We start from the raw sequence: 17445 nt of genomic DNA, 5'->3' as shown, positions 1-17445 counted from the left end.
TTTTCTATTGTATAAGTTTTATTATTTTGTCTGAGCCGATTGTTGAGGAGCTGGCTGAGCCGATGGATCCATGTTCATTTGTGGCATCATCTGCTGTTGAGGAGCAACCTTTGGAGCAGAAAGACCAGTCTGTTTGTCTAAAACAGTAATCAAATCAGCATCGCCTAAATTAACAAATGATCTGCTTGCAACTTTACCGTTTTTGTCTACCACGATGAAGTTTGGCAATTTAAATCCGTAAACTCCGTATTTTTTGGCAATATCAGAATTAAGACCACCTTCTGCGTAAACATTGGTTCCTTGAATTCCTTTCAACATTGCATTGCTGGTTTTAGTAAACTGATCTTTGGTATCATCTAAATTTACGAATACGAAATTCATTTTAGACTTATAGAAATTCACCACTTCTTTCAGTACAGGAACTGTACCTTCAGCAATGTAAGGATTCCATGATGCATAGAAAACCAACACATAAGGCTTTCCTTTGTTATCGCTTAATTTATAAGCCGAACCGTCTGCTTTTACTAATGAAGCTTCTGGAGCGTCATCACCGATTTTGAATCCATTAATAGTAAACTGCATCTTTTTGATATCAGCTTTAATTCCTGAATCTTTAATATCTTCTTCGATAATCTTTTTAATCTTATCAGTTGTTTTAGCCGGAGTCTGTGGATGAATATCAGACTGAGCCATTACAAACGCCAATAGATAATCTTTTGTAACCTGAGAAACTTCTTTCTGAGACTTCAAGAAATCATTAAATAATTCTGAAGTTGTAATATCAGTTTTTCCTTTGCTTTTTGCTTCAGCAAATTTTTGGAAATCAGGACTCATTTTTGTTAAAAGATACTGTCTGTAGAAAGGGCTTGTTTTCACCATTTCGTCATTGTTTTCTTTTAATTTGTTCTCATAATCTGTAAATACCTTTCCTGGTTTGAAAGAAGGGTTTCCAGACATTTGCTTTTTCGTCATTTCATAATTAACCATAAGATTAAGAATTGCCGTTTTAGCATCTGTTCTTTTCCACTCTACTACTTCTTTACCCGGATTATATTTTTTTACATTCTCATCGATATTTTTGTTGATATCAGCTTCAATCTTTTGCATTCCTTTTACATACTTCGCTTCATCACCTGCCATCAATTCCTGAATATTCAATCCCTGACCATAAGTAGAGAGAAATTTCTGACTAGCCTGGAAGAAATCATTATCATTTTTAGCGTCCCCTGTTACAACATATTCGTTCGGGAACGTAGCTGCGCTTCCTGAGATGTTTACAGACTGACCGCCTTTAAGGAAGATTAAATTTTGCTTTCCTGCATAGTTGATGACATACATTCCGTTTTTAGGAGCTTCAAAAGTTCCTGCGAAATTCCCGTCTTTATCAAGACCCATGTTAATCAATGGTAAAGTAGCCACACCTGAAGCTTCTACAAATTCTACTCTTTCCAACGGAGCACTTCCTGCAATTTTTCCTTTTACTTCAACTTTCTTTGAACAAGACATCACAAATATTGCAATGACAAACAATAAAAGATATTTTTTAATCATTAGTATAATATTATTTTTTTTGAATGATTGAATCATTCGATTTTCATTTTTGATTTTCTGATTAGGCAAAAATAAGTTTTTCAATAAACTTACAGCTATTTAATAATTGATTTTATGAAAGATTTAACTAAAAATTTCGCCTTCACTAAAGAAGACGAAATTTCATAAATATTTTTTAAACAGATTATCCTCTGTCTGCCATTGCAGCCATATACTCTCTATTCATCCTAGCGATGTTCTCAAGAGAAATTCCTTTAGGACATTCTACTTCACAAGCTCCTGTGTTTGAACAGTTACCGAAACCTTCCTCATCCATTGCTTTCACCATATTCAGAACCCTTCTTTTTGCTTCTACTTTACCCTGAGGTAAAAGTGCGTACTGAGAAACTTTAGCACCAACGAATAACATTGCAGAGCCGTTTTTACAAGTTGCTACACAAGCACCGCATCCGATACAAGCTGCAGCATCCATTGCTTTATCTGCATCTTCTTTAGGAACCGGAATAGCATTGGCGTCAAGCGTATTTCCAGAAGTATTTACCGAGATAAATCCACCTGCAGCCATTACTCTGTCAAATGCACTTCTGTCTACAATTAAATCTTTAATAACCGGGAACGCAGCACTTCTCCAAGGCTCAATAACGATCGTTTCACCGTCTTTGAACATTCTCATGTGAAGCTGACACGTTGTAATTCCTGTATCAGGACCGTGAGCTCTACCATTGATGTAAAGAGAACACATTCCGCAGATTCCTTCACGACAGTCGTGATCAAAAGCGATTGGTTCTTTTCCTTCGTTGATTAAGTTCTCATTCAGAATGTCTAACATTTCTAAAAATGAAGAATCTGTAGACACATCTGATATTTTGTAGGTCTCGAACTGACCTTTAGTTTTGCTGTTTTTTTGTCTCCAAATTTTTAGGGTAAGATGAAGGCCTCTTTTTGCACTCATAATTATTTATTTATAGGTTGGAGATTATTTGTAACTTCTTGCTTTAACTTCAATGTTTTCGTAGATCAGATCTTCTTTATGCAGAACTTCTGTTGTGATATCATCTGTTTGATATTCCCAAGCGCCTACATATTTAAAGTTAACGTCATCTCTTTCAGCTTCACCTTCAGGAGTAGCATGATCTTCTCTGAAGTGACCTCCACAAGATTCGTTTCTGTGTAATGCATCAATCGCCATTAATTGTCCTAGCTCGATAAAATCTGCAACTCTGAAAGCTTTTTCAAGTTCAGTATTCATTCCATCTGCATCTCCAGGAACTTTTACGTCTGCCCAGAATTCTTTTTTCACCTGTGCAATTTCAGCGATAGCTTCCCTTAAACCTTCAGGAGTTCTTCCCATTCCTACTTTATTCCACATAATGTGTCCTAATTTTTTGTGGAAATGATCTACAGAATGTGTTCCTTTATTATTTAAGAAGAAATCTACTTTATCTTTAATTTCTTTTTCAGCTTTATCAAAATCTGCAGAATTTGTAGGAATCGCTCCAGTTCTGATATCCGCAGAAAGATAATCTGCAATCGTGTAAGGAAGTACGAAATATCCGTCTGCCAAACCTTGCATCAAAGCAGAAGCTCCCAATCTGTTAGCTCCGTGATCTGAGAAATTAGCTTCACCGATTACGAAACATCCAGGGATTGTAGACTGTAAGTTATAATCAACCCAAACACCACCCATTGTATAGTGTACTGCAGGATAGATCTTCATTGGAGTTTTATAAGGATCATCAGCTGTAATCTTTTCGTACATTACGAATAAGTTACCATACTTCTCCTCAATCCAAGCTTTCCCTAAATCATAGATCTGCTGATCTGTAGGATTGTGAATATGTTTTTCGATAGCAGCTTCCTTACCTTTTTTAATGATCTCTGTAGAGAAATCTAAGTAAACACCTTCTTTAGTATCATTATTTTCGATTCCGTAACCAGCATCACATCTTTCTTTACCTGCTCTTGACGCAACGTCTCTAGGTACTAAGTTTCCGAATGCAGGATATCTTCTTTCTAAATAATAATCTCTATCTTCTTCTTTAATATTTTCAGGTCTTAATTTACCTTCTCTGATGGCTACAGAATCTTCAATTTTCTTAGGAACCCAGATTCTTCCTGAGTTTCTTAATGATTCAGACATCAAAGTCAGTTTAGACTGCTGTGTTCCGTGAACCGGAATACAAGTCGGGTGAATCTGTACATAACAAGGATTTGCGAAATACGCTCCTTTTTTGTGGATTTTCCAAGCTGCAGAAACGTTTGAACCCATTGCGTTTGTAGAAAGGAAATATACGTTTCCGTAACCTCCTGAAGCAATTACAACAGCATGAGCAGAATGTCTTTCGATCTCACCTGTTACAAGGTTTCTTGCGATGATTCCTCTTGCTTTTCCGTCTACAATTACTAATTCCATCATTTCGTGACGGTTGTACATTTTGATTCTGCCTTTACCGATCTGACGGCTCATTGCAGAATATGCACCTAATAACAACTGTTGACCAGTTTGCCCTTTTGCGTAGAAAGTTCTTTTTACCTGAACCCCACCAAATGAACGGTTATCTAACTGACCGCCGTAATCTCTTCCGAAAGGAACACCTTGAGAAACACACTGATCGATAATATTTGCAGAAACTTCAGCTAATCTGTAAACGTTTGCCTCTCTTGCTCTATAATCACCACCTTTAATAGTGTCATAGAATAATCTGTAAGTAGAGTCACCGTCTCCCTGATAATTTTTAGCAGCGTTGATACCTCCCTGAGCTGCAATAGAGTGCGCTCTTCTTGGAGAATCCTGATAGCAGAATGCCTTTACATTATATCCTTGCTCAGCTAAAGTAGCCGCAGCAGAACCACCTGCCAAACCTGTACCTACAACAATAATATCAATTTTATCACGGTTGTTAGGCGCAACAAGGTTCATATGGTCTTTATGATTTTTCCATTTATCCTTAAGAGGACCTGCTGGAATTCTAGAATCTAATTTACTCATATTAGTATATTGATATTATTGAGTTACGTAATGAAAAATTGCAATAAAAATAAAACCAAGCGGAATAAGGATTGAATACCAATTTCCGAAAGCCTTGATAACCGGAGTATATTTTGGATGTCTTGCTCCAATTGACTGGAATGAAGACTGGAAACCATGAGATAAGTGCAAACCAAGCAACCCGAAAGCAACTACATACAATACCACTCTCCAAAGATCATGAAATTTGTGATGAAGCTCAGCCCAATATCTCGTTTCGTCCGGCGTGTTTGCTTCGATGTACTTGAAGTTCATTTCAGGAAACCAAAAGTCATAGAAATGTAAAGCAAGGAAAGCTAAAATAACAGCACCGGAAATAATCATATTTCTAGACATCCAGGTAGAATTAGCAGAACCCTTATTATCAGCGTATTTTATAGGACGCGCCTTGTTGTTTCTTATTTCAAGAATGAATCCCATCACAAAATGGAATATCACAGCAAACATTAAAATAGGTTGCATCAGGAACTGAACCGCCGGATTGTAGCCCATAAAATGAGAAGCCGAATTGAAAACATCTTCACTAAAAACAGATGTCATATTGGTAGATAAATGCATCAACAAAAAGATCAGCAAAAACATCGCTGAAAGTGCCATAGCATATTTTCTACCTATCGAAGAACTTGTTAAACCTGCCATATTGAGTTTAAATTTGATTTTCCACAAAATTAAGGAATGTTAAGAAAACTAAAAAGTGAGAAATCTCACTATTAGACAGTTTGTAATCTTTCTAAATAACAATGAAAACATAGATAAATTGGGGAAAATTTAAAAATTCAAATATTATTTCAGATCGTAAATTTTATTATTGAACACAACCTTTTCAGATGAAGCCGGAAGTTTTTTAATGATAACATTCTTTATTCTACGGGATGAACTGTAAGGGTTAATAATATATCGCTGAATTTTATTCCGATCATCAAAATTTTTAATCCAGAAGCAGACAACGTTTCCTTTTTTTATCGAAAACACCGTATCTTTTTTATATTGATGAATCAAAACCTCTTCACGACTGCTTTCGAAAATTGAAAAGGAAACTCTCAAGATGAAAAATATTAAAACCGCTAAAGAAAATCGAGAGATATTTTTAAAATTATATTTAATAAAAACAAATCTCAAAAGATAAATCACAACAAATAACATCCATACTTCCCACCAATTCATTGGAATATTCTCAAAAAACAGAGAATCGAAATCAGCAAACCAATGAATAACTTTCAATAAAGCTTCAATAATGAAGTCATAAATTATATTAACAACACCAAAATCTAAACCTAAAGCAATCAAGCCTGTCATTAAAAATGAAAAAATAATGATCACCTCCGAAAAAGGAACAATAAAAAAATTGGCAATAACTGAAATAAAAGAAAACTGATGAAAATAACATAAAACTAAAGGAAGCGTCGTTACCTGAGCTGAAACTGAAATAGAAACCGTATTGTAAATTATCTTTTTAATATAATTATCCTGTTTTGGCAAATGTTTCAGAATAGGTTGATTCAGCCAGTAAATTCCCAAAACCGCCAAAAAGCTCAACTGAAATCCTACATCAAAAAACTGTTGCGTATCAATAATCAGAATTATAAACGCAGAAAGTGCCAAAGAATGCAGAAGATCAGGTTTCCGTTGCAGCAAAACGTAGATAAAATATACGGTAAGCATTAAACAAGAGCGAACTACAGAACTCCCAAACCCTATAAATAATGCAAAAAACCAGATAAAAATCAGACTCAAAACAATAACGAATTTCCTAAGCCTTAATGGTAAAACTTTCATTAAAATAAAATAAAGCATTCCGAAAACAACAACAATGTGCGTTCCCGAAATTGCAAGAAAATGCACCAATCCTGACCTGTTGAAATCTTGTAAAGTTTCAGAATCAATTTCTGTACGGTCTGCCAATATAATTCCTTTTAAAAACTCCTGACTCTTCGGTGACATCTCAGACTGATTGATTTTCTGTAAAATCTCCAATCTTTTCTGACGGATTTTCTCGCCAAAAGAAAGATCATTCCTTACTGCAGAACTTATTTCATCATTAATATAACATTGATAAAAAATATTTTTCCGATGAAGATATTGAGAATAATCAAATTGAAAGTCATACCTCGGAGACTCTGGTTTGCTTACGAAAGCTTTAGCTTTGTAATAATGCTCAAAATCAAGCTCTTCACTGTCTTTTGGAACTAATATTATAGAATTAAAATTGTCTTTTCCAACCTCAACAATTGCCTCATATTTTTTATTTTTCTCGGTCGAATTTAGTTTCTTTGAAATTTTGAAAATTACAGTTTCATTTGGTTTGATAGAGACTGATGATCCCTGTGGAAGATTGAAATAGTGCAGACAAACCCCAATTCCAAAAAATAGAACTGCAAGTAATATCGAATAGATTTTTGTTATGAAAAATGATTTGAAAAAAGTCGATATCGTAATCAGAATACAACCAATTGCAACAGCAAAAATAAAATTCTGCTTAAAAGAAAAATAATCCTGAAATAAAATTCCAAGGATAAAGCAGCAAACTAAAATCAGAAGTGGCTGTCGACTCAATTTTTCATCATTTTGTGCTACTAAAATAACAAAAAAATGAAAATAATTCTTAAATTTTTTATTTAATTTTCAAAATAATATCTGCAGCGTTATCACTTGCTCCTTTTCCACCAAGTTTACTTCTCAAAATTTCATATTCTTCAAGCATCAGATTTCTTTTTTCACCTTCAAGAATAAATTTCAATTGTTCGATAAGATTATTTGTATTTAATTCACTTTGAATCAACTCTTTAACTACTTCCTTATCCATAATCAAATTAACAAGCGAAATATATTTAATATGCTTCACCAATCTTTTAGCAATGGCATAAGAAACTTTGCTTCCACGGTAACAGACTACTTCCGGAACATTTAACAGAGCTGTTTCAAGAGTTGCCGTTCCTGAAGTCACCAAAGCAGCTTTCGAACATCTTAATAAATCGTAAGTTTTATTAGAAACAAAATGTACATTATCATCTACATATTTCTGATAGAAATCTTTATCCAGACTTGGAGCTCCTGCGATAACGAATTGATAATCTTTAAAATAAGGTCTTACCGAAAGCATAATTTTCAGCATCTTTTCAACTTCCTGTTTTCTGGAGCCTGGAAGAAGTGCTATAATCTCTTTTCCGTTTAGGTTATTTTCATTCTTAAAAACCTCAATGTCAACATCTTGAAGAGCAGAAATCGCATCAAGCAATGGATGACCAACGAAGTGAGATTTTACATGATGTTTTTGATAGAAATCTTCTTCAAAGGGAAGAATCACCATCATTTCATCCACATATTTTTTAATAATTTCAACTCTCCCTTCTTTCCATGCCCAAAGTTGCGGCGAAATATAATACACAACTTTAATTCCGAGCTCTTTAGCAAATTTTGCAATTCTTAAGTTAAAGCCCGGATAATCTACCAAAATCAAAACATCTGGTCTGTTGTTTCTGATATCAGCTTTACAGAATTTAATGTTATTTAAAATCGTCTTTAAATTCATTGCGACCTCAAGAAAACCCATGAAAGCAAGATCACGGTAATGCTTCACCAAAGTTCCGCCTTGTTTTTCCATCAGATCACCACCCCAAAATCTGAATTCTGCGTTGGGATCTTTCTGCTTCAAAGATTTCATCAAATTACTACCGTGTAAATCTCCGGAAGCTTCACCTGCAATGATATAATATTTCATAAATGATAATTGATATACGATGAATGATTTTATCTATTAAAATGACAGTTTCAAACATCAAAATTCAAATTATAATTAAGTAAATTTGCTTCAAAGATAACGATAAAAAATGTCAGACGAATTTGAAATAAAAAATAAAGTTGCATCCAGCGGATTGGTCAATTTTGACCTTACCGATTTGGTCCCGAAAGGCATCAGAAAAGGAATCGATCTGAAAGATTTTCTTTTCATGGAAATGATTCTTAAAGAAAAAGATTTTCGTGAAAAAGTAGCAGCAATCAATCCTGAGGATTACAAAGACAGTTATGTGTACATCTACAATTCTGCGGATGCAATCGTTCCGCTGTGGGCATATTTCTTAATCACAGCTAGGATAACCGATGTTACAAAAAAAGTTATTTTTGGAAGCAGAGAAGATCTTGAAATCATTTTAATGCACAACGCAATTCAGACACATGATTTTGATGAATTGAAAGATAAAAGAGTCTTGGTAAAAGGCTGTTCTGATAAAGAAATCCCTGAGAACGCCTATATAGAATTGGTAGAACAATTGAAGCCAATCGTAAAATCACTGATGTTTGGTGAAGCCTGTTCTAACGTTCCTATTTTTAAAAATTAGCATTAAAAATCAAATAGTTGTATAATAATTTTAGAAATAAGTAAAAAATATATCATAATAATTTGTGGTATATTTTTTTTTGATAACTTTGATATCTTAACAAATAAAATAAACACAAACAATGAGTTTAATTGACCTTTTGACAGGAAACACAGGAAACCAGGTAGCTGAACAGGCAGAAAACAAGTTCGGAATCAGCAAAAATCAAATTATTGCACTTTTGGCAGTGGCTACTCCGCTTATCATTTCTTATCTTCGAAACAAATCTCAGGATGCAAAAGAAGCCGAAGCTTTGAATAACGCATTGGATAAAGATCACGACGGAAGTATTTTGGATGACACATCTCAGCTTGACAACAGACAAGACGAAGGTGGCTCAATCCTTTCTCATGTTTTCGGAAATCAAAAAAACACGGTAGAAAATCAATTGTCACAAAATACAGGAATTTCTATTGATAAAATCGGTCCTATCTTAGCCATGCTTGCTCCGGTAATCATGGGGTATATTGGTAAAGAAAAGCAGCAAAACAACGTTGGAGCAGGAGGTCTTGGCGATCTTTTAGGCGGAATTTTGGGCGGTGCTCAAAACCAGGCTCAACAGCAGCAGTCAAGTCCTTTGAATGATATTTTGGGAAGCGTTTTAGGAGGCGGACAATCACAGTCTTCCGGAAATCCTTTGAATGACATTTTAGGAAGTGTACTTGGTGGCGGACAACAGCAAAAGCAACAACAAGGTGGATTAGGAGATCTGCTCGGAGGACTTTTCGGAGGAAAATAATTTAAATTTAAATCATAAAAAGACCGGAGAACTCATCTCCGGTCTTTTTTATTTTAGCTCTTGGCTTTTTCAGCAGACTGGGTTGATTTTGAAGATTTTCTCGGTCTTCTTTTACCGTAACTTCCTGAATTGATCTTCCCTCTTTTTGATTTTTTGTCTCCTTTTCCCATAGCGAATACATTTTTGATTATGTACGAAATTAAAAATAACTATATTAAAATCAAATATTTAAGTTGTTAAAATTTTATAATATTATACTTTTATCCGCTTCCATTTTCCTTTTCTGAATAAAATGAATGCTACTATGGTAATAAACATTTCTGCAACCGGAATTGAAATAAAAACACCTTCCGGTCCCAACTCCAAATATTTTGAAAGAACATAAGCCAAAGGAATCTGAAACATCCAGAATCCGAAAAAATTAAGCCAGGTGGGTGTCCATGTATCTCCAGCTCCGTTGAAAGCATTAATGGTCACCATTCCTATTCCGTAAAAAACAAAACCGACACTCATAATATGCAGTGCATTTTTAGCATAATTTTTTATTTCAATTTGTTCCGTAAAAAATCCAACAAGGAAATCTCCCAGAAGAAAAAATATAAGACTTACAGAAAGCATAAAAATTACGTTGTACTTTACAGTTTTCATCACAGATTGTTCTGCGCGCAACATTTCACCGGCGCCCATATTTTGCCCGACCAAAGTAGATGCCGCATTACTCAGCCCCCAAGCCGGAAGCATAAAAAACATCATAAGACGAAGTGCTGTCTGGTAACCTGCCGAAGCATCTTCACCACCAGTTGTTGCAACCAATTGCGCAAGGAAAATCCAACTACAGGAAGCAATAACAAACTGAAATATCCCGGGTATGGCAATTTTTACGATAGACGTGATTAATTTAAAATCAGGTTTAAAGTAAATTGTTTTAATTCTTACCAAAGAATCAGCAATAAAAATATGATACAACTGATAAAGAACTCCTGTACTTCTTCCGATGGTTGTTGCAACTGCAGCTCCCGTTAAGCCCATCGCAGGAATCGGTCCGAGACCTCTTATCAAAACCGGACAAAGAATAATGTTGGCTATATTCGCAATCCATAAACTCTTCATGGCGATTGCAGCATTTCCTGCACCTCTGAAAATTCCGTTGATTAAAAACAGGAGCATAATGATCACACTGCTTCCCATCATAATTCTTGTAAAATCTTTACCATATGCTGCAGCATCCGGTTTTGAACCCATCAGAATCAAAATATCTTCTGCATAGATTACTCCTAATAAACTTAAAATAGAAGTAATAACAAAAGAAACTGAAATTACCTGTGCTGCACTTCTGGAAGCCTGTTCAGGATTTTTCTCCCCGATCCTTCTTGCCACGACTGCGGTTGCAGCCATACTCATCCCTATTGCTATCGAATAAATAATCGTGAGTACAGATTCAGTAAGACCAACAGTTTGAATGGCGAAACCACTTTCTTTGAGATGACCGACAAAATAAAGATCAACCAAAGCAAAGACTGATTCCATAGCCATTTCCAACATCATCGGAATTGCCAAAAGAAGAACAGCACTTCGGATACTGATTTTTGTATAATCAGTTTCTTCCTCACTGAATGCCTTTTTTAGAAAATTTAGATATTTTTTCATTTTAAAATTAATCGGTGTTAAAAATACGATTTAGCAAAATTTAATTTCAAATAAAATAATTTTAATATTTAATTATCGTAAAACAATAAATATTTATATATTTGCAATAATAAAATACTAAAACAAATGAAACTAGTAGGAAAAAACTCTTTACTCTATTGGCTAAAATACCCTTTTGGAATATATGCTGTAGGATTTACTCTGATCTCTATTTGGATATTAATTTTAATGGGGGCTTATATGGTAACCGATACAACAAATCAATTTGTGTCAATTGATCATTGGGAAAGTGAAAATAGTAATGATCAGAAAAGTTCAGAAATAGTTCAGTTTCATTACCCATTTTCAAAAATGGTCTTGGCAACAGAGAATTCTACAGAAGGTATTTTGTTGGCTTTTTTGGGATTATTCTCATTATCTTTTATATTAATAATTGTTTTAAAAATTATTATTGAACTTTCACAAGACAATTTTTTCACTCACAAAGCTGTTCAAAATTTCAAAATTTTAGGTTTTGGATTATTATTTTTCGGAATTATTCATTTAATAATTGATTTATTAACATCCTCGTCCAGCTTCGATTTAACTCCTCCATTTCTATTTATTATTACCGGACTTATATTTATTTTTTTAAAAGAAATTTTTGCAAAGAGGACAAAAATGCAGGAAGAAAATGATTTAACAATATAAATTATGCCGATAATAATCAACGTAGACGTCATGTTGGCGAAAAGAAAAATGCGGTCTCAGGAACTTGCAGAGAAAATCGGAATTACACAGGCAAATCTATCCATTTTAAAAACCGGAAAAGCGAAAGCCGTAAAACTTTCTACCCTTGAGGCAATCTGCAAAGCATTAGATTGTCAACCAGGAGATATTTTAGAATTTAAACCTTAATTAAAACAATATAAAATGAAAAAATTATTTTTGACAGCTTCCATTTTTGCATTCAGTTTGTTCACTGCTCAAGAATTGACCAGCCAACACAAACAAATGCTGACTTATGATGATGCAGACAGCTTTTCGACATTGGTAAACAAAGAAAACATAGATGAGTGCTTTCAGATTGAGAAAAATTCTTATTCATTATTAGCACTATCAATTAAATTGAATAGCAAAAAGATTTTCCAAAAGCTTATTGATGAAAAAGCCAATTTAGAAAAGGTGTGCGACGGAAAAACACCGTTAATGTTTGCCGCCAAATATGGAAACACAGAATTTGCAAAAAAACTTCTGGAAAATGGCGCTAAAAAAGAAACCAAAACCGACAAAGGCTATAATGCTTTAGACTATGCTAAAAAATATGAAAAACCGGATATCATTAAACTTTTAGAATAAAGTGGTGAGTTTCAAAAAAACCAGGTGAGATAATCCTTTTATATTTGTTTTGTGCAATTATTTGAAAGAATTAGTACTTAGGTTAAAATATCAAAAAAAATATTTAGATTTGTATATTAATTTGAAAAAATAAATTTTATGAAAAATATTATATCGGCTACTTTATTTCTTGCAGTATCTATTTTTGCAAACGGATTGTCCGCACAGGTCTCTAAAGAGCAAATGAAAATATTCCAGACAGATAATCTTCAGGATTTTAAAAAAGTTTTTAAGAAAGATGATTTTAATAAATGTTTTGCCATTAAGGAAAACTCTTATGATCTTCTTGCATTAAGTGTGAAGTACGAAAAAAAGAATATTTTCAATTTCTTGCTGAATAATACAACCGATGTTAATAGAATATGTAATAACCAATCACCGTTAATGGTAGCGGCAAGATACGGAAAAGCAGATATGGCTCAATCTTTACTAAAAAAAGGCGCAGATAAGAATTTGAAAAATGCAAACGGAGAAACAGCTAAAGACTTTGCCGTAAAATATGAAAAAGCAGATCTTACAAACATTCTAAAATAAAATTTACAAAGTTTTAAAATAATAAAAACTTCTTTGGCAATTGCTAAGGAAGTTTTTTATTTATAAACCCTGCAAAAATCTTATCTTTGCCAACGAAAATTAGGCGCTTGTACGTCTAGTATCTAAAGTCTAATATCTAACATCTAAAAAAAATGTTTCGATCGCACACAAACGGAGAATTATCTCTCAAAAATCTTAATGAAGAAGTTACACTTTCAGGATGGGTACAAACCATTCGTGATAAAGGATTTATGATTTGGATAGATCTTCGGGATCGTTACGGAATTACTCAGTTGGTTTTTGATCAGGACCGTTCTACAGCGGAATTGATGGAAAATGCAAAAAAACTGGGACGTGAATTTGTAATTCAGGCTACCGGAAAAGTAATCGAAAGAGTAAGCAAAAACCCCAATATTCCAACTGGAGAAATTGAAATTTTAGTTGAAAAATTAGAAGTTCTTAATGAATCTCAACTTCCGCCTTTCACCATTGAAGACGAAACGGACGGTGGTGAAGAACTCAGAATGAAATACCGTTATCTGGATATCAGAAGAGCTCCGGTAAGAGATAAACTGATCTTCCGTCACAAAATGGCGCAGAAAGTGAGAAATTATCTTTCAGACGAAGGATTTATCGAGGTTGAAACTCCGGTTTTAATCAAATCTACTCCGGAAGGAGCGAGAGATTTTGTTGTACCAAGCAGAATGAATCCGGGACAGTTTTATGCATTGCCACAGTCTCCACAAACTTTCAAACAATTGTTAATGGTCGGTGGAATGGATAAATATTTCCAGATTGTGAAATGTTTCCGTGATGAAGATCTGAGAGCCGACAGACAGCCGGAATTTACACAAATCGACTGCGAAATGGCTTTCGTAGAACAGGAAGATGTGATGAATGTTTTTGAAGGAATGACCAAAACGTTAATTAAAGACATCACTGGTCAGGAATTCGGAGCTTTTCCAAGAATGACTTTCGCAGATGCCATGCAAAAATACGGAAACGACAAACCGGATATCCGTTTCGGAATGGAATTCGTGGAGTTGAATGAATTAGTAAAAGGAAAAGATTTCAAAATATTTGATGATGCAGAATTGGTTGTCGGAATCAATGTTGAAGGTTGTGCAGATTACACAAGAAAACAAATCGACGAGCTTGTGGATTGGGTAAAAAGACCTCAAATCGGAGCTTCAGGAATGGTTTGGGCTAAATTTCAGAATGACGGTGTAAAAACTTCTTCTGTGAATAAATTCTACAACGAAGAAGATTTAGCGAAAATCATCGAAAAATTCGGAGCGAAAGAAGGAGATTTAATGTTAATTCTTTCAGGAAACGAGCACAAAGTAAGAACTCAACTTTCAGCTTTGAGAATGGAGCTTGGAAATCGTTTAGGATTAAGAAAAGGCGACGTTTTCGCACCACTTTGGGTTGTTGACTTCCCGTTATTGGAGTTTGACGAAGAAAGCGGACGTTACCACGCGATGCACCACCCTTTCACTTCTCCGAAACCAGAAGATATCCATTTATTGGACACCGATCCGGGAAAAGCAAGAGCCAACGCTTACGATATGGTGCTGAACGGAAACGAAATCGGCGGTGGTTCCATAAGAATTTTCGACAGAGATCTTCAATCAAGAATGTTTGATCTTTTAGGATTTACAAAAGAAGAAGCAGAAGCTCAGTTCGGGTTCTTAATGAATGCCTTTAAATATGGAGCACCGCCACACGGTGGTTTGGCTTTCGGATTTGACCGTTTGGTAGCGATTCTTGACGGAAATGAGGTGATCAGAGATTACATCGCTTTCCCTAAGAATAACTCAGGACGAGATGTGATGATCGATGCACCGGCTGCAATCGCTGACGAACAGCTTGATGAACTGGAATTGAAATTAAATTTAAAAGCATAAATTAGAAGCGGAGATTTTTTCTCCGCTTTTTTGTTATGAATACACTTATCCCTATACTTTCAGCCTTTGGATTTATTTTCGCAATAATTGGAGTTGTATATTTATTAATAGCTTTTGCAAAGAAAATGCTTTATTATCCTCCCAATATACAGCAAGAAGCTTCAGAGAAAATCTCAAAGAATTTTTATATTGCAGGAACTCTGATTACAGTAAGTACTATTTGTTTTTTAGGTGGAAAACAAATCATAAAATTTGACTTCCATAACACTTTAAAACATAATAAAATTATCAATGCTGAAATAAATGGAATATTCTTTAGTCAAGATGATTTAAATGGTGTTTTCAATAATTTTGAAGGAACAGAGGGACGTTACAGGTGTGATCATTTTAAAGGTTTTATAAATTTGGAAAACAATAAAACTATTCCTATTGAGATCATCAGGCACTGTTATGAAAGAAACAGATATATCATTATTTCTAAAAAGTATTACATGGATGCTGATATTGGGGATATAAGGACTTCTAAATTCGACTATATTCAAAAAGACACTATTGATTCGCAATAATTATGAATAAATCAGAATTCATTCTATTTATAGAAAATCTCAGAATAGATTTTACTGAGAATAAAGAAAATTGGGAAAACAAAACCATCGAAGATTTTCTGGAAGGAATGTCTCGTTATGTTGAAGACATTGATGGATATTACAAAAACACAAATCAGGATATTGACGTAGAAAAAATTGACTGGAAAGTTTTTGCAGATATATTGAAAGGCAGTTCCATTTATGAATAAATTTCAATTATTTTAAATTAAAACTTAAACATACCATTAAATAAATAAATTTCCAACGGCACAATCATTGCAAGTTTTACTAAAAATAAGACAATGAAAGCAATTTGGAACGGTGCCATTGGTTTTGGCTTAGTCAATATTCCTGTGAAGATTTATTCTGCTACAGAAACCAGCAAACTGGATCTGGATATGCTTGATAAATCTGATTTTTCGAATATCAAATTCAAAAGAGTCAACGAAAAAACAGGCAAAGAGGTCAAGTGGGCAAACATTGTAAAAGGCTATCTTATGGACGATAAATATATCGTTTTGGATGAAGAAGACTATGAAGCTGCAAGTCCTGAGAAATCAAAAATTCTTTCCATAGAACATTTTGTAAAAGAAGCTGAAGTTGACAGTGTTTATTTTGAAAATCCTTATTTTCTTGAGCCTCAAAAAAATGGAGAAAACGCTTACAGACTGCTGATAAAAGCTTTATCTGAAACAAAAATGGTCGGTATAGGAACTTTTGTTCTTCGTGACAGTGAAGCGATCGGAATGATCCGTCCTTACAACGATGAAATTTTGGTTTTAAACAGATTGCGGTTTGCTCAGGAAATCAGAGATTACAAAGATTTAAAAATTCCTGCTAAGAAAGCTCCGAAACCTGCCGAACTTAAAATGGCGAAAAATCTTATTCAACAATTATCCGAAAAATTTGATCCAACTTTTTATAAAAATACATATTCCGAAGAATTATTGAAAATTATTAAGAAAAAAGCAAAAGGTAAATCTGTAAAGCTTAAAAAGTCTGAACCTGCCAAACAAGGGAAAGTGATTGATTTGATGGCTCAATTAAAAGCCAGTTTACAAAGTCCAAAATCTAAAAATGCTTCATAATGGCTCTCAAAGATTATAACGAAAAACGTAAGTTCGACGAAACAAGCGAACCCAAAGGCAAAACAAAAAAGAGTAAAGACAATCTTATTTTTGTGATCCAAAGGCATGCTGCGTCGCGTCTTCACTATGATTTCAGGTTAGAAATGGAAGGCGTTTTGAAAAGTTGGGCAGTTCCGAAAGGTCCGTCACTGGATCCGAAAGACAAACGTCTGGCGATGATGGTGGAAGATCACCCTTACGATTATAAAGATTTTGAAGGAAATATTCCCGAAGGAAATTACGGAGCCGGACAAGTAGAAGTCTGGGACAACGGAACGTATGATCCTTTGGATCAAACCAGCAAACTTTCGAATGAAAAAGAATTGTTGAAAGAATTAAAAGCTGGCTCATTAAAATTCATTTTACACGGTAAAAAACTGAAAGGTGAATTTGCTTTGGTTAAAATGAAAAATGCCGAAAACAACGCTTGGTTATTGATCAAACATAAAGATGATTTTGCCCAAGAAAATTATGATGCTGAAGAAAATACCGCAAAAAATTCTCAGGTTACCCAATTTTTAGAGGAAAAAAAAAGCCTAAAAAGCAGCAAAAAGAAGCTATAACTTCTGAAA

Annotated in this window: 19 protein-coding genes; 11 read left to right on the top strand and 8 right to left on the bottom strand. The window is 34.3% G+C overall.

Features of this window, described 5'->3' with window-relative positions:
• Nucleotides 1-21: 21 nt before the first annotated feature.
• The 6 genes from AC4FQ5_RS13220 to lpxB all read right to left on the bottom strand — a co-directional run bounded on the left by AC4FQ5_RS13220 (nucleotide 22) and on the right by lpxB (nucleotide 8297).
• The gene (locus AC4FQ5_RS13220; protein WP_491143997.1) at nucleotides 22-1551 is read right to left on the bottom strand and encodes a TlpA family protein disulfide reductase; all 1530 of its coding nucleotides are present in this window, start codon (nucleotides 1549-1551) and stop codon (nucleotides 22-24) included.
• 184 nt (nucleotides 1552-1735) lie between these two features.
• Complete coding sequence (locus AC4FQ5_RS13215) at nucleotides 1736-2503, bottom strand: succinate dehydrogenase/fumarate reductase iron-sulfur subunit (RefSeq protein WP_491143995.1); 768 nt, start codon at nucleotides 2501-2503, stop codon at nucleotides 1736-1738.
• 24 nt (nucleotides 2504-2527) lie between these two features.
• Nucleotides 2528-4540, bottom strand: coding sequence for a fumarate reductase/succinate dehydrogenase flavoprotein subunit (locus AC4FQ5_RS13210; RefSeq protein WP_491143994.1), 2013 nt, complete (start codon nucleotides 4538-4540; stop codon nucleotides 2528-2530).
• A gap of 15 nt (nucleotides 4541-4555) precedes the next feature.
• Nucleotides 4556-5218 (bottom strand): succinate dehydrogenase cytochrome b subunit, encoded by a 663-nt coding sequence (locus AC4FQ5_RS13205; protein WP_491143993.1) that lies wholly within the window; start codon nucleotides 5216-5218, stop codon nucleotides 4556-4558.
• A gap of 144 nt (nucleotides 5219-5362) precedes the next feature.
• Nucleotides 5363-7132, bottom strand: a complete 1770-nt coding sequence (locus AC4FQ5_RS13200) for a ComEC/Rec2 family competence protein (RefSeq protein ID WP_491143991.1) — start codon at nucleotides 7130-7132, stop codon at nucleotides 5363-5365.
• 58 nt (nucleotides 7133-7190) lie between these two features.
• Nucleotides 7191-8297 (bottom strand): lipid-A-disaccharide synthase, encoded by a 1107-nt coding sequence (gene lpxB, locus AC4FQ5_RS13195; RefSeq protein ID WP_491143989.1) that lies wholly within the window; start codon nucleotides 8295-8297, stop codon nucleotides 7191-7193.
• Between the two features lie 109 nt (nucleotides 8298-8406).
• Here lpxB and AC4FQ5_RS13190 point away from each other — a divergent pair, with 109 nt between their 5' ends.
• Nucleotides 8407-8916, top strand: a complete 510-nt coding sequence (locus AC4FQ5_RS13190) for a DUF2480 family protein (RefSeq protein ID WP_491143987.1) — start codon at nucleotides 8407-8409, stop codon at nucleotides 8914-8916.
• A 121-nt stretch (nucleotides 8917-9037) separates the two neighbouring features.
• Entirely contained in the window at nucleotides 9038-9694 is a 657-nt protein-coding gene (locus tag AC4FQ5_RS13185) for a DUF937 domain-containing protein (protein ID WP_491143985.1), read from the top strand.
• 53 nt (nucleotides 9695-9747) lie between these two features.
• Here AC4FQ5_RS13185 and AC4FQ5_RS13180 read toward each other — a convergent pair whose 3' ends face one another.
• Both AC4FQ5_RS13180 and AC4FQ5_RS13175 read right to left on the bottom strand, forming a co-directional pair.
• Entirely contained in the window at nucleotides 9748-9864 is a 117-nt protein-coding gene (locus AC4FQ5_RS13180) for a 30S ribosomal protein THX (protein WP_491143983.1), read from the bottom strand.
• Between the two features lie 82 nt (nucleotides 9865-9946).
• Nucleotides 9947-11341 carry an MATE family efflux transporter gene (locus AC4FQ5_RS13175; RefSeq protein ID WP_491143981.1) on the bottom strand — a complete coding sequence of 465 codons (1395 nt, stop codon included), beginning with the start codon at nucleotides 11339-11341 and terminating at the stop codon, nucleotides 9947-9949.
• Nucleotides 11342-11467: 126 nt separating this feature from the next.
• On the opposite strand from AC4FQ5_RS13175, the gene AC4FQ5_RS13170 reads away from it, so the two are divergent.
• From AC4FQ5_RS13170 to AC4FQ5_RS13130, 9 genes are all read left to right on the top strand, one after another.
• Nucleotides 11468-12031, top strand: a complete 564-nt coding sequence (locus AC4FQ5_RS13170) for a DUF2975 domain-containing protein (RefSeq protein ID WP_491143980.1) — start codon at nucleotides 11468-11470, stop codon at nucleotides 12029-12031.
• 3 nt (nucleotides 12032-12034) lie between these two features.
• Complete coding sequence (locus AC4FQ5_RS13165; RefSeq protein ID WP_491143977.1) at nucleotides 12035-12238, top strand: helix-turn-helix domain-containing protein; 204 nt, start codon at nucleotides 12035-12037, stop codon at nucleotides 12236-12238.
• A gap of 15 nt (nucleotides 12239-12253) precedes the next feature.
• On the top strand, nucleotides 12254-12679 hold the full coding sequence (locus tag AC4FQ5_RS13160) for an ankyrin repeat domain-containing protein (protein ID WP_491143975.1): 426 nt from the start codon (nucleotides 12254-12256) through the stop codon (nucleotides 12677-12679).
• 138 nt (nucleotides 12680-12817) lie between these two features.
• A complete protein-coding gene (locus tag AC4FQ5_RS13155) occupies nucleotides 12818-13252 on the top strand; it encodes an ankyrin repeat domain-containing protein (RefSeq protein ID WP_491143974.1) in 435 nt (144 codons plus the stop codon).
• 152 nt (nucleotides 13253-13404) lie between these two features.
• Nucleotides 13405-15159, top strand: a complete 1755-nt coding sequence (gene aspS, locus AC4FQ5_RS13150) for an aspartate--tRNA ligase (protein ID WP_491143972.1) — start codon at nucleotides 13405-13407, stop codon at nucleotides 15157-15159.
• 35 nt (nucleotides 15160-15194) lie between these two features.
• Nucleotides 15195-15725: a hypothetical protein gene (locus tag AC4FQ5_RS13145; RefSeq protein ID WP_491143971.1), complete on the top strand. Its 531-nt coding sequence runs from the start codon at nucleotides 15195-15197 to the stop codon at nucleotides 15723-15725.
• Between the two features lie 2 nt (nucleotides 15726-15727).
• Complete coding sequence (locus AC4FQ5_RS13140) at nucleotides 15728-15955, top strand: DUF7660 family protein (protein WP_491143970.1); 228 nt, start codon at nucleotides 15728-15730, stop codon at nucleotides 15953-15955.
• Nucleotides 15956-16048: 93 nt separating this feature from the next.
• The gene (ku, locus tag AC4FQ5_RS13135; RefSeq protein ID WP_491143969.1) at nucleotides 16049-16834 is read left to right on the top strand and encodes a non-homologous end joining protein Ku; all 786 of its coding nucleotides are present in this window, start codon (nucleotides 16049-16051) and stop codon (nucleotides 16832-16834) included.
• The gene (locus AC4FQ5_RS13130) at nucleotides 16834-17436 is read left to right on the top strand and encodes a DNA polymerase ligase N-terminal domain-containing protein (protein ID WP_491143968.1); all 603 of its coding nucleotides are present in this window, start codon (nucleotides 16834-16836) and stop codon (nucleotides 17434-17436) included. The genes ku and AC4FQ5_RS13130 overlap by 1 nt, the downstream gene beginning before the upstream one ends.
• Nucleotides 17437-17445 lie beyond the last annotated feature (9 nt).

It is taken from the genome of Chryseobacterium sp. DT-167 (genome assembly GCF_058310155.1).
This window is presented reverse-complemented; position numbering and strand designations above follow the sequence as displayed.